Below are 13,394 nucleotides of genomic sequence, written 5' to 3' on the forward strand. Positions count from 1 at the left end.
GGGAAGGTTTCATTCAATAAAACGTTAAAAACAATCCCAATGCATAAACCATTCTTTTGTGTCTTTGTCGTAATAGAAATACATCGTGCCGTTATCCCCAATCATAAATCGAGGTTTTTCTTCTGAGGCGATTTGCAGCATGAACTCGCCTGGTTGATGATGGGGTGGGGATTGAATATATGCTCCATATCCACCGATTTTTGTGAACGAATAATGGGTGTATTGATCAAAGAAGTGTTCTGTCGCTTCATCACTTTCATTCACTTCTGATAAATCAACATATGACCAAGCTTCTTCCCAGCAGGGGAAGTCCTTTTGCTCATTTTCGTTCCATTGGATTTGAAAGGGTTTTAGTCCTCTCACTTCGTCGGGAGTCTCAACTACTTCTAATCCATCCATAGTTGAATATTCAATGAGTTTCCAGCCTTCGCCGTTTTTTGTGATATCCATCGGAAGTGCTTTCTGATTGAGAAAGATTTGAATCAATTGACATTCATTGAATCTGTTTAATCCTCCTGGCACTTCAGGTAAATGAATTTGTAAGATCGGAATCATGACACCATCTTGATCTATGGGCCAGCCTTGATCAGGGTGGATGAAGAAATGACCGGCAAACCAGCTATATGCTGCTGGATCAGGACGAAAGCCACCAATCTTAGCTACGATGGGTGTTTTTCCTAATTGTTTTAATTCATGAAAAGCTTTGAACTCCATTACTTACCCCTCCAATTGTTAGCCTGCAATGTGGGCATCTTGAAAGGTGCCATTGATATTGCCAGAGACAATAATGACATGTCCCCAAAATAAATCACCGTCATGACAGTAGACCTCAAACTCTCCATCTGGGTAGGCATGCAAGCTTTCGAGTGAGATTCGGCTTATAAAGTGATCCAGCGTAAGCTCTTCTTGTGTTTCAGCGGAGTCATCTTGTGCCTGCCAGTCTTTAGCTAATTCAAGCAGCTGATTTGCTGCAAATGATTTAATAGAAGCATCCCATGTAGTCTGCTCTTTCATGAGTTGTCTAGCGGTTCGAAGAGAGTCGTTTACTTTTTCATCTTCTTCGAGGTTGAAGTAGAGCAGGCACTCTTCATTACTCCACTGGATCGTTGTTTCAAATAAGTCTAGTCCTTTCACTAATTCAAAGGTCCCCAGCATGTCATCATGATAAAAAACAGGTTTTTGGGCTTCTTCTAGTATCACTTGCAGCTCTTCATCCTGTGTATCTGTATCGATGAGTGATACAAGCATGAACTCACCTTCACCTTTTCGGACCTGAAGTGTCACGATTGATTCTTTATGTAATTGTGCCTGCTTTTCCCTTAATCCCTCTTCATCTGTTAACCAGCAGAGTCTTATGTTTTCTGTTGTGATGAGGTCTTTATCTTTCCATGCAATGAGTGGAATTGAAGCGGTCCAAAGAGATTCCTGTCCGGCTTTTCCTGCACCTACTCCTGAGGGTCCTGTGACAGCAATGATGTGGTCTATTTCTTCTGAAAATCGTTCTTCAAATGCGTTTATTTGTTTGTTATGTTTCATGTGATGTCCTCCAGCCTGATTTGTTGAAAATCTATATCTTTATCACACCGCATATGAGGAGGAGAAATCAAGCTTTTTTGCTTAAAACTTTTTTAGATTGTCAGAAGGAGAGAAAATACAGGGATGGTGGAAGTTATCGAATTTTGTATAAATTTAGATGAAAGAGTCGAAAGACCTAGGTGATTCTTCCTTTTCTTTATAATTACTTTGACACGAATAGATGAAAAAAGTAAAGTAGTACTGAGTGATTTACAAACCCTTCTTCATCCATTGAATTGCAAAGTGTGTGTAAAAGAAATGTAAATGGATATTTTTCCTTTTATTTACTCGTATTTTTTTTGAAACCTATAATGCTTCTCATACGTTATATTAGAGGAGCACACATATCCGACGGCAACAGAGCATCGGAATGCTTGGTGAAGAAGATTTACATTTGCAAAATCAATGTAAATTTTTTATGATTTCATTTATATCAGAACGATAATAAGAAAGAAGAGGTTTTATGAAAAAAATATTTGCGAACAAATATAGCTTTTTTGTATTGGCTGTCCTTTTATTTTGGGCGAAATCGTATGCAGCCTACAAAATGGACTTTAATTTAGGAGTGAAAGGTTCTTTTCAAGAGGGTCTTCTTTTATTAAATCCATTTAGTTCAGCCATTGTGTTTTTGGGACTGGCTCTCTTTTTGAAGGGTCGTAAATCTGCCATTGTTTTAATTGTGATTGACTTTATTATGACCGCACTTTTATATGCGAATGTAGCGTACTACCGTTTCTTTGATGACTTTTTGACTTTCTCCACAATGAAGCAAGCAGGCAATCTTGGAGGAGGCATGACTGGCGGTGTGTTATCTAGTATTAAGCCGCATGACCTTTTGTATTTCCTTGATATTATGATCTTGATTGCGATTGTGATTTGGAGACCAGAAGTGAAGAAATTCCAAATGAAAAAGACATTTGCACTGCTGATTGTGGCTGCAGGTGTAGGGCTGTTCTTCGTAAACCTTCATTTAGCTGAAAAGGACCGTCCAGAATTGTTAACAAGAACATTTGATCATAAGTATGTTGTCAAATATTTAGGTGTTTATAATTATACGATTTATGACGGAGTACAATCAGCACAAAATGCAACACAGGTAGCAAATGCGAGCAGTGAAGATTTAACAGATGTTGTAAACTATACAGCTTCTCACTATGCGAAGCCAAACGCAGAGTATTTCGGTAAAGCAAAAGGGAAAAACATCATTAAAATCCATTTAGAAAGCTTCCAGTCTTTCTTAATTGACTACAAACTAAATGGAGAAGAAGTGACACCGTTTTTAAACAAGCTGGCTCATGGGAAAGAGGACTTTACGTATTTCGATAACTTCTTCCATCAGACAGGTCAAGGAAAAACAGCTGATGCTGAACTGATGATGGATAATAGTATGTTCGGCTTGCCAGAGGGAGCAGCGTTTGTAACAAAAGGTGAAAACACTTACCAATCACTCCCTGCCATCCTAGATCAAAAAGCAGGCTATACGAGCGCAGTGCTTCACGGGGACTATAAATCTTTCTGGAACCGTGACACGATTTATAAGCATATGGGATATGATCAATTCTTCGATGCTTCATATTACAACATGGATGAAGAAAATCTTGTGAATATGGGTCTGAAGGATAAACCATTCTTCAAAGAATCAATCTCGATGCTAGAATCAATGAAAAAGCCATTTTATGCACATTTAATGACATTGACTAATCACTATCCATTTAATTTAGATGAAAAAGATGCGACGATTGCTAAGGCAACAACTGGTGACAAAACAGTAGATAACTACTTCCAAACAGCAAGATATCTAGATGAGTCATTAGAGCAATTCTTTAAAGACTTGAAAAAATCAGGTATGTATAAAGACTCTGTCATTTTATTATATGGTGATCACAACGGTATTTCTGAAAACCATAACCGTGCAATGAGCGAAATTCAAGGGAAAGAAATTACACCTTATCAAAATGCACAAAACCAGCGTGTACCACTCATGATTCGTATTCCTGGCAAACAGGGCGGCGTGAACCATACGTATGGTGGTGAAGTAGACGTGATGCCTACGCTTCTTCACTTACAAGGTATTGATTCAAATGAGTATGTGAATTTTGGAACAGATCTATTCTCTAAGAAGCATGATCAAACTGTTGCATTCCGTAACGGAAACTATGTGACACCAAAATATACACTTGTAGATAACACTGTCTATGATACAAAAACAGGTAAAGTTGTGAAACAAAATAAAAAGACAGAGGCGATTAAAGCCCGTGTCGATAATCAGTTAAGCCTATCAGATAAAGTGCTTTATAGGGATCTTCTTCGATTCCACAAGCTGTCTGATTTTAAACCAGTGAATCCATCTGATTATTTCTATGGTAAATCAAAAGAAAAAGAAGAGAATTCTACTGCTAAGTAACTGAGTTTTGGGCAAGCACAGAAGGGTGCTTGCCTTTTTCTCTCTCATCGCTTGATTTGTTGGCAAAATATGTTTATATTTAGGGTGATACAAGCGTGATGCTGGCGTACAGCTAGCGGAACTCATTTCGTCCTAGGGGATTTCAGGAGGAGCTTATGACAACAAATACAAAAACACAAAAAAAGAAATCAGAAGTATGGGGCTGGCTCAAAGCGATCTTAATCGCATTCATCGCCGTTTTTATCATTCGCAACTTTTTATTCGCACCGTACATTGTAAAAGGGACCTCTATGGATCCAACATTGCATAATACAGAGCGGGTTTTTGTGAATAAAACAGTTGATTACTTTGGTGATTACAAGCGGGGACAGATCATTGTTCTTGATGGTGAAGACCGCAGCACTCATTATGTTAAACGGTTGATTGGTTTACCTGGTGATAAAATTGAAATGAAAAATGACCAGCTATATGTCAATGGTCAAAAAGTGGCAGAGCCTTATTTAGCGTCAAACAAAAAGAAAGCAGCTGCAGATGGGACCTTGCTTACGCCTGATTTTGGCCCTCTTACCGTTCCAAAAGGCAAGTATTTTGTCATGGGTGACAATCGTCAAAACTCAATGGACAGCCGCAATGGCTTAGGTCTTTTTACAAAGAGTGATATTCAAGGAACGACTTCATTTGTGTTTTATCCTTTCCAAGACATTCGACTACTTAATGATTAATGACACATAAAAAAAAGCACACTGAGGTGTGCTTTTTCATTTCATTCAGCCTGGCTTTTTGTGATCGCCTGTTCAAGATCTGCAATAATGTCTTCAATCGCTTCTGTTCCGACAGATAAACGAATAAGCTCTGGTGTGACACCTGTCGCTTTTTGTTCTGCTTCACTTAATTGCTGATGCGTTGTGCTGGCAGGATGAATAATCAGTGATTTAGAATCGCCCACATTTGCAAGGTGTGAGAACAGCTTAACAGAATCAATGAGCTTTTTACCAGCTTCTCGTCCACCTCTAATACCAAATGTGAGAATGGCGCCTTGTCCTTTTGGTAAATAGGTTTTAGCAAGCTCATAAGATTCATGGCTTTCAAGACCTGGGTAGCTTACCCAATCTACTAGAGGATGATCTTGTAAGAATTGCGCTGTTTTTAACGCATTTTCACTATGTCGCTCGAGACGCAGATGCAAAGTTTCTAAGCCTTGCAGAAGTAAAAATGAGTTGAAAGGTGACAAGGCTGCTCCTAAATCCCGTAAGAGCTGTACACGTGCTTTTGTGATATATGCCGCTTCTCCAATTGCTTCGGTATACGTCAGGCCGTGATAACTTGGATCTGGTTCAGTCAGTCCTTTGAACTTATCACTGTCTTCCCAAGGAAACTTGCCGCTATCGACAATGACACCGCCAATCGATGTACCATGACCGCCAATGAATTTCGTAGCGGAATGGACAACAATGTCTGCACCAAACTCAATCGGTCTTAATAAATAAGGACTTGCGAGTGTATTATCCACAATAAGCGGAATATGGTGCTTGTGTGCAATGGCTGAGATGGCTTCAATATGTAGAATGTCGCCTTTAGGATTCCCAATGCTTTCTGCATACACTGCCTTCGTTTTGTCTGTAATCGCTGCTTCGAGTTCTTCTAAATTGGATGAATCAACAAATTTCACTGTAATACCGAGTTTTTTGAGTGTATGAGCAAATAAATTGTACGTGCCTCCATATAGGCTGCTGGAGGAGACAATTTCGTCACCAGCTCCTGCAATGTTTAAAATAGAATAAGTGGTCGCTGCTTGTCCAGAAGAGACAGCTAGTGCACCAATGCCGCCCTCAAGCTCAGCGATCCGTTTTTCAAAGACGTCATTTGTAGGGTTCATAATGCGAGAATAAATATTTCCGGGTTCCTGCAGTCCGAATAAATTCGCAGCATGCTCACTATCTCTAAAACCGAAAGAGCTTGTTTGGTAAATAGGAACGGCTCTTGAATAGGTTGCTGAATCAAGCTCCTGACCTGAGTGAATGGCTTTTGTTTCTAAACGGAATGGACGTTCTTCTGACATGTGTGTATCCTCCTTTTGTTAGATAAAACCAACTACTTTGATAAGAAATATTTAATATGACTATAAAACTTGTTTCATGCTTGGTCAATCATTTTTTAGATAAATCTGAAAAAATAATCAATAAAGTTGATGGGCTTTTTTTATTTCAATGAGAAAGGGTGTAGATATGCTGAGGAAAAGAGAGATTGTGTTATTAGAGAGTACGGATCAGTTTTTTTTTTGAAAGCAGTACAGCTAGTGAAGTCATTGGAATGCCAATGCTGTAAGTTGCTTTTTCATAGAAAGAAGCGAATCATATGTTGGATGTTACTCAAGAAAAGAAAGGGCTTTTTTCCCAATGGGCTTTCTTGTATATACATATTTTAAGTGACAAGAGAAGAAGGAAAATAGGCTCACTCTTTTGTCGGAATTATCAGTAAATATTTCACAAATGGTGTTTTAACGACATATAATCAGGACTTTTTTATCTGATATATCGGGGGAATGCTTTCTATTTCACAAAAAAGAAAGCATATATAAAGGGATTGATAAATAAGGACTATTTCAAAAAAGGGAGAAAAAAGATGGTTTCATTGCCATTATATGGGTTTTGTGGTTCTTAAGGGGTGGGAAAATCTAGATAATAAGATAGGGTTTCTACACTTAAAAGTGAAGAATTGAATAAAAAGTCACATTTTACTCGAAAGTACGTTTGGTCAAAAATGGGATCTTCTGTTGATGTTTGGAGAGTGAAGCCTATGATACGATCATCATAAGCTGGGAGGTGAAAAGTATGACTTATGCAGCGCCGCAAGTTGACTATTCCACTATGGAACCTGCTATTATGGACCAAGCTTGGTTCTTAGTATTTGTTGCTGTCCTTCTTGGATTGGGAGCAACAGTTGTTCTAGGAGCAGCAGTTTGGTGTTTAGCAAACGGCAAGGGTAGCTTTACAGGAGCCGTTCAGTGGGAAAGTGGCTTAAAAGTCCAAATTGAATGTAAGTAGCTATATTTAGGATTCATCTTTTTACTTCTATGAAATGACACCAGGGCTAAACCGTCTGTGGCGGGCGGTTTAGCCTGATCTGTTTTTAAAGAATATGCAGACACTTGGAGGTTATATGTTTACGATCGAGAAATTAACCAAGACGTATAAAAATAACGTGACTGCTGTCAATGATTTTCATTTAAAGATCGCCCCCCATCAAATCGTTGCAGTTGCTGGACCGAATGGTTCCGGTAAAACAACGATGATTAACTGTATACTCGGCATCATTAAGCATACAGAAGGAACGATTCTGTTGAAGGACGTCACAAATGACGAACCATCCTTTAAAAAACAAGTAGCCTATGTTCCAGATGATCTGCTGCTTCCTGAAGCATTGACTGGTGCTGAATATTTAGATTTTGTTTCTTCTATGTATGAATGTAAAACAATTCATAGAAGAAATCAACTAATTGAACTGTTTGATATGGACTCGGCTTTATCAAGACCGATTGAAACCTATTCACATGGTATGAAAAAAAAGACACAGCTGATTGCCGCCTTTATGCTTGATAGTCAATTGGTGATCATGGATGAGCCCTTTAGAGGACTTGATATTGAAGCGGTTATAAACACAAAGAAACTGATGAAGCGTTATGCCGAGCACCATGGTGCGATCTTGCTTTCAACGCATGATATGCTTTCAGCGGAAGAGCTGTGCCACAAAATCGCCATTATTTCTAAAGGAAATAAAATGGATGAAGGAACGGTCTCAGCCTTAAAGGAGAAATATCAATCAAGCACATTGGAACAGGTGTTTCTGAAAGCTTCAATGTTAAGTGATAGGGGTGCACATTTTGATGAAATCATTAATCATTTCTAGAATGATGCTTAAAATGTGGCAGCAGGAGATGTATAAGCTCTTTGATACTCAGACGAAGCGAATCATTGTGATCTTATTCTTTTTATTTGCCGTCACAATGGGCGCCATCATCGGATATAGTTTTACGGGGGTCTTTATGAAGGCTTTCTTAAATGGAGATGAACGTTCACTTGGATTACTTGTTGTATCAATGGCGATCAATGCATCCATCTTTACAAGCTTGTTATTCATTTTGATCAAGGTCAGAACGCCTGAGCAAGACCGTTTTTCTATGCAGCTCAGCTGGTTCCCGCTTTCTACCTTTCAGAAAAGCCTTGGATACTTTATCCCGATGGTGACAGTGGTGGCAGGGCTTGTTTTATTTTTTATCGGTATTCTGCTGCTACCTAATTTTATTGCCCAGGGAATAGGTATTTTCTTTATCTTTACGTTCTTTTTGATGGTGATTTTGCAATCGCTTTTTGTCTTAATGCTTTTACAGCTCATTTATAATATGACCTATTTGGTCGTACTGAAATTAAAATTACCGTTGCAAAAATTTGCAGCGATCTTTGTTTTATTAGCACTAGTTGTGGCGTATGGAATGACGCACTTTGATATCAGCCAAATTCAGCAATCATATATACAGTTTGATTATCATTTGATGTATTTTACAGCACCGCTTTTCTTAGCGGCTCAAGGAATGCCTCCTGAAGGGGTAAACTATGTAATTTTGATTCTGTTTATCCTTCTATCGGCGGGCGGCGCCTTTCTTTCTCTTGCGATGATGCCGATTATGGCAGAAAAAAAAGCGTTAACCTTTTTAAACAAACTGCCATTTTCTTCTTCAAAAAAATGGTCACTTATTGTAAAGGAAATGAAATCACAGGTGCGAAATGAAGAAAACATTTTAAACTTTCTCATTCTCCTCATTGTGATCTTATTCGTCCGTTATCAGTTTGGATTCCGCTTTGAAGAAGAAGCATTTTTTATTCTCTGCGCTCTTGCTGGGTTAACCGCCTTCAATTCATTTGGCAATGATAAACGAATGCTGGGGATGTACAAAACGTTTGGCCTAAGATCTTGGGAAGTGGCTCTGTATAAGTTTATCGGGCTTTTGCTTGTTGGTGTACTGCAAATTGCAATATTTATGCTGACAACGCTGACGCTTCCTGATCAGGTTTGGAACGTATTGATTGGGACCGCTGTCTTATGCAATGCCACTGCGCTCTTTTATGTGGTAGGTATTTTACTTCCGCTTGATCGGAACAATCCTTACACAGGCATTTTTTCATTTGGAGCACTTATTTTACTCATGATTCCGATTGTTTTTATTGGAAACTATGTCATAGGGGAGTCGAGTCAAACACTTCAGTGGCTGCTTGTAGCTGCATTTGAAGGTCTGCTCATCTTTGCCATATATAAAGGTTTTTCATGGAGGTATTCGCATGATTCAACTTCTTAACAATAAGCTAAAGATAGAGCGGGTTCCGGCACTCGCGCCGTATGTGACCTTACAAAAGAGACATCTCACGGATACGCAGTATGGAAGCACACTCCCGATTAATGAAAGTGCCTATCATATGTTAACGAAAGTAGATGGCAAAAGAACAGAAGCGAGTATTACCGCAGAGCTCGCTGATTTGTTTCAGGTCGATGAGTCTGTGATTTCTCGTGACTTTTATCAACTGATGATGGGGTTGAATCAGCACCACTTAATGTCTATTCATTATCAATCACCATATCGGGTTGTAACAGCCTGCTGTCAATTTTTTAAACAGTATCAAGTGAAAATGAAGGAACGATTTGATTGCACTGGTCACTCGTTCCTTCACATTTTTGGGACAGCATTGCTCATGGTGACGCGTAAAATCATTTTTTTCTGGATGCTTTTTATGGTCATGGCAGGGCTCGCTTTTTTATTCATTCCTGACCGGTCGATTGCAGCCATTGCGATTTATTTTACAATTATTTATTTTGGATTAATTACCGGGACCGCCTTACATGAGGCAGCACACGGCTATGCGCATCGGAAATTTGCGGGACGGGATGGTCCACAAGGTTTTTTTGCGAGTGATATGATGTCTGTGAAATTTGTGAGACCCGTATTAGATCCGTTTCAGAAAAAGCAGGTATGGATTACCTTGCTTGGGCCGCTTGTCCCAGGTGTGATCGGGGCAGCAGGGATCATTGTGACCGTATTATGTCTAAAAGAAAATCCAATTTCAACAGGTTTCTTTATTTTTTCAATCACGTATTTTATTCAATTACTCTATCTTCTTCCGTTTATGGGGGATGGTAAATCCATTATGAAGCAACTATTGCTTGGGGGAATGGGAGGACAACGATCATGAACGTACAGGCGATGAAACAAGGTGCTATTGTTGGTGGTTTCTTGGGGTTTTTAGGCTTTCCGATGCTGACAATCGGTGTATTGTTTTATCATTTATTTCAATCAAAAACGAATGATGCTTTATTATTTAACAGTCTCGCTTTTGAGATGGAAGGTTCATCCGCATTTACTTTTCAAATCAAGCCAAACTTTTTTATTTATATGATTGTGATTTTTGCCGCGAGTTTTCTCATTGTGGCTTTCTTATCAGCCATGAAGCAGAAAAAAGCGAAAGGTTAGGAGAATTCTCCTAATCTTTTTTTGTATGTAAAACCAAATTTTAGTATAATAGAAAATAAAAAATATCAAAGGGGATCTCAATGTTAAAAAAATGGAGTGTTCTTATATTCACTGTTTTTCTATTAGCAGGATGCGGCGAGAAGGCCGAAGAAACCACGCAAACCGAGAAGACGGTATCTACAATAAACACGGAGTCTACTAACAAGAAAGTAACCATTGAACAAATGAAACTGACAAAAAAAGAAAAGAGCTTACTAGAAGCATCAACCACTAATGAAACGGTGGCTTTAACAATAAAAGGATTAACGAAGAAGGATAAGAGTATTACGTTTATCGGGAGTCATTATAAAAATGGCCGATTAGCTAATAAGGAAGCATCATCTGCCACCTTTACTTTACATCAGGATGGAACCGACCAAACGATGAATGTGCTCTTACAATTAAGACATGAGAAAGATACATATGAATCACAATTTAGTATGTGGTCAGACAACAAGAACGAGGGAATGACGAAAGCGACAGCAAGCTTTCCGTTCAAAGTAAGTGACTATGTTTTCTCTGCTCAATCTGAAACTGTCAAAGTCTCTTCTGGAGGAAAGGCACTGATTGCGTACACAGCGGCAATGGGGAAAAACGGTAGTTCAACTATATTTAGAGAAATTGAGAAAAATCCTAAGCAAGCGTTGAAGAATACATCCCAAGCCTACTTATTTTATATTCAGCTCGATAAATAACTATCGTAATATATACGGAGAATATGAAGTTTTTTGACGAAAAATCTTCATATTCTCTTGACGAATTGTTAAGAAAGTTGTAACATAATAAAAGTCAACGCGATGACGTTGCTTTTTATAAATTGATGCGGGTGTAGTTTAGTGGTAAAACCTCAGCCTTCCAAGCTGATGTCGTGAGTTCGATTCTCATCACCCGCTCCAATACATAATTTTGTTTATAACGCAGTATTTCGTTTCTTAGATAAACGAAGTGTTGCGTTTTTTATTATGTCAGTATAATGTGAAAAAGCACTGTCAAGCTACAGTGCTTTTTCAATAAGTTCATATTTACTTTCTCCACCATGTATTTGTACAAACATCTTCGTCAAGGATTGAATGAGAGCTTCACTCTTTTCCCGGGAAATAGATGGCGGAAACAGGATGATTTGCAAAATGTTTTTTGTTTCTTGAGAAATGTGAGCTTTACTTGGTTGAGAAAATAATCCCTTAAGTCCTTCGTTGTCCTGCCATTCAATGTGACCACTCTCATGTTTTGCTAGTGAAAGCGGCTCTTCTATTCGATCAGCATCGAATGTCAGGATAGGCAAGAAATATTTTAAAGAGAAAAAGATCGACAAATCCTGTACGGAATTGGTCGAGTCAATAAATTGTTCCTTTTGGATATCAGAAAGAATTGGCAAGAAAGGGATGTCTTTTAAAAGGTCCGTCCATTCTTTGATTGCTGGTACTTCCTCTAAAACTTTATCTTCATATTCAAAAAATAAAGATTCTTGAAACAGGCGGAGCCGGCCTTTTAACATTTGCGGGGAAGTGCCAACTTCAATATGCGAATATTCAATCTGTCCAACATGGATAGCCGGGTTTTCAGGATGAGAAATTTCCATATGTATCTTCACAGTGACTCACTCCAATCGGTCATGATACACTCGTATTATACTGAAAACAATAAGATAAACAAAGAAAGGAGGTTTGCAAGGTGATTCATGTTGGAGAATTAAAAGAAGAATTGATTCAATATGCGAAAGAAATTGGTGTTGATAAAATCCGATTTGCAAGTGCTGATACATTTGATTCATTAAAAGACCGCCTCATCTTACATGAATCGTTAGGGTATTTGTCAGGCTTTGAAGAGCCTGATATCGAAAAACGAACAAACCCTTCTTTGCTGCTTCCGAAGGCCAAATCAATTGTTGCGATAGCGCTCGCTTATCCTTCCAAAATGAAAGATGCTCCTCGAAGTACAAAGGATGCAAGAAGAGGGATCTTTTGCCGTGCTTCTTGGGGAACAGACTATCATGTTGTGCTGAAAAAAAAGCTCGATATGCTCGAAGAATTCTTGCGAAGCAAACATGCCGATATACGAACAAAGTCAATGGTGGACACAGGGGAACTGTCTGATCGTGCAGTAGCAGAACGTGCTGGCATAGGTTTTAGTGCGAAGAACTGTATGATTATCACGCCAGAGTTTGGGTCTTACGTGTATTTGGCTGAAATGATCACAAATGTCCCATTTGAACCGGATGAAAAAATTGAAGACCAGTGCGGAACGTGTAATAAATGTGTAGATTCATGTCCAACTGGTGCACTTGTGAATCCAGGACAGCTGAATTCTCAACGGTGTATTTCCTTTTTAACGCAAACAAAAGGATTTTTGCCTGACGAATTTCGTTCGAAAATAGGAAATCGTTTATATGGGTGTGATACGTGCCAAATTGTCTGCCCGATCAATAAAGGGAAGGACTTTCACCTGCATCCTGAAATGGAGCCGGACCCTGAAATTGCGAAGCCGCGCTTAAAGCCGCTTCTTACGATCAGTAATCGAGAGTTTAAGGAAAAATACGGTCATGTTTCAGGTTCATGGCGGGGGAAAAAGCCGATTCAGCGAAATGCGATTTTGGCACTTGCACACTTTAAAGATACATCTGCCTTACCCGTGTTGATTGATTTGATGCACAAGGATCCGCGGCCTGTTATTCGGGGCACGGCTGCTTGGGCAATAGGGAAAATTGGTGATGTGGAGCTGCTCCCAGAGCTGGAAAAAGCCCTTGAGCGGGAAAGTGATGAAGAAGCGAAACAAGAAATTGTTAAAGGGATGGATCTTTTACAGACACCTTTAAATACTAAATAACATCCCTATGAACATAGAATGAACCAAACAGAGATT

General features: G+C 39.0%; 13 protein-coding genes and 1 tRNA gene. 10 read left to right on the forward strand and 4 right to left on the reverse strand.

What is annotated here, in order from left to right; all coding sequences use genetic code 11:
* Positions 1–24: 24 nt before the first annotated feature.
* Both ACQYAC_RS17665 and ACQYAC_RS17670 read right to left on the reverse strand, forming a co-directional pair.
* Positions 25–714 (reverse strand): DUF1963 domain-containing protein, encoded by a 690-nt coding sequence (locus ACQYAC_RS17665; RefSeq protein WP_429943795.1) that lies wholly within the window; start codon positions 712–714, stop codon positions 25–27.
* Positions 715–732: 18 nt separating this feature from the next.
* A complete protein-coding gene (locus tag ACQYAC_RS17670; RefSeq protein WP_169056161.1) occupies positions 733–1,536 on the reverse strand; it encodes a DUF2262 domain-containing protein in 804 nt (267 codons plus the stop codon).
* A 502-nt stretch (positions 1,537–2,038) separates the two neighbouring features.
* Here ACQYAC_RS17670 and ACQYAC_RS17675 point away from each other — a divergent pair.
* Together ACQYAC_RS17675 and lepB are read left to right on the forward strand one after the other, a co-directional pair.
* Positions 2,039–3,979: an LTA synthase family protein gene (locus ACQYAC_RS17675; RefSeq protein ID WP_429943796.1), complete on the forward strand. Its 1,941-nt coding sequence runs from the start codon at positions 2,039–2,041 to the stop codon at positions 3,977–3,979.
* Between the two features lie 155 nt (positions 3,980–4,134).
* Positions 4,135–4,701 (forward strand): signal peptidase I, encoded by a 567-nt coding sequence (lepB, locus tag ACQYAC_RS17680; RefSeq protein WP_060595832.1) that lies wholly within the window; start codon positions 4,135–4,137, stop codon positions 4,699–4,701.
* 41 nt (positions 4,702–4,742) lie between these two features.
* On the opposite strand, the gene ACQYAC_RS17685 is transcribed toward lepB, so the two are convergent.
* Positions 4,743–6,038: a homocysteine synthase gene (locus tag ACQYAC_RS17685; protein WP_429943797.1), complete on the reverse strand. Its 1,296-nt coding sequence runs from the start codon at positions 6,036–6,038 to the stop codon at positions 4,743–4,745.
* A 772-nt stretch (positions 6,039–6,810) separates the two neighbouring features.
* Between ACQYAC_RS17685 and ACQYAC_RS17690 the strand changes: the two genes are divergently transcribed.
* The 7 genes from ACQYAC_RS17690 to ACQYAC_RS17720 all read left to right on the forward strand — a co-directional run bounded on the left by ACQYAC_RS17690 (position 6,811) and on the right by ACQYAC_RS17720 (position 11,431).
* On the forward strand, positions 6,811–7,023 hold the full coding sequence (locus tag ACQYAC_RS17690; RefSeq protein ID WP_003211695.1) for a hypothetical protein: 213 nt from the start codon (positions 6,811–6,813) through the stop codon (positions 7,021–7,023).
* A 115-nt stretch (positions 7,024–7,138) separates the two neighbouring features.
* Complete coding sequence (locus ACQYAC_RS17695) at positions 7,139–7,885, forward strand: ABC transporter ATP-binding protein (protein ID WP_169056164.1); 747 nt, start codon at positions 7,139–7,141, stop codon at positions 7,883–7,885.
* Complete coding sequence (locus ACQYAC_RS17700; RefSeq protein WP_429943798.1) at positions 7,863–9,329, forward strand: hypothetical protein; 1,467 nt, start codon at positions 7,863–7,865, stop codon at positions 9,327–9,329. Before ACQYAC_RS17695 ends, ACQYAC_RS17700 begins: the two co-directional genes overlap by 23 nt.
* Complete coding sequence (locus ACQYAC_RS17705) at positions 9,313–10,218, forward strand: PqqD family protein (protein ID WP_061407189.1); 906 nt, start codon at positions 9,313–9,315, stop codon at positions 10,216–10,218. The genes ACQYAC_RS17700 and ACQYAC_RS17705 overlap by 17 nt, the downstream gene beginning before the upstream one ends.
* The gene (locus ACQYAC_RS17710; protein ID WP_058014465.1) at positions 10,215–10,496 is read left to right on the forward strand and encodes a hypothetical protein; all 282 of its coding nucleotides are present in this window, start codon (positions 10,215–10,217) and stop codon (positions 10,494–10,496) included. The genes ACQYAC_RS17705 and ACQYAC_RS17710 overlap by 4 nt, the downstream gene beginning before the upstream one ends.
* An 80-nt stretch (positions 10,497–10,576) precedes the next feature.
* Positions 10,577–11,230 carry a hypothetical protein gene (locus ACQYAC_RS17715; RefSeq protein WP_429943799.1) on the forward strand — a complete coding sequence of 218 codons (654 nt, stop codon included), beginning with the start codon at positions 10,577–10,579 and terminating at the stop codon, positions 11,228–11,230.
* A 127-nt stretch (positions 11,231–11,357) separates the two neighbouring features.
* Positions 11,358–11,431, forward strand: a tRNA-Gly gene (locus ACQYAC_RS17720).
* 98 nt (positions 11,432–11,529) lie between these two features.
* On the opposite strand, the gene ACQYAC_RS17725 is transcribed toward ACQYAC_RS17720, so the two are convergent.
* On the reverse strand, positions 11,530–12,126 hold the full coding sequence (locus tag ACQYAC_RS17725) for a hypothetical protein (protein WP_429943800.1): 597 nt from the start codon (positions 12,124–12,126) through the stop codon (positions 11,530–11,532).
* Between the two features lie 83 nt (positions 12,127–12,209).
* Here ACQYAC_RS17725 and queG point away from each other — a divergent pair, with 83 nt between their 5' ends.
* Positions 12,210–13,358 (forward strand): tRNA epoxyqueuosine(34) reductase QueG, encoded by a 1,149-nt coding sequence (gene queG / locus ACQYAC_RS17730; RefSeq protein ID WP_429943968.1) that lies wholly within the window; start codon positions 12,210–12,212, stop codon positions 13,356–13,358.
* Positions 13,359–13,394 lie beyond the last annotated feature (36 nt).

It is taken from the genome of Bacillus sp. MM09(2025), assembly GCF_050496725.1.
Classification (GTDB): Bacteria; Bacillota; Bacilli; order Bacillales; family Bacillaceae; genus Bacillus; species Bacillus pumilus.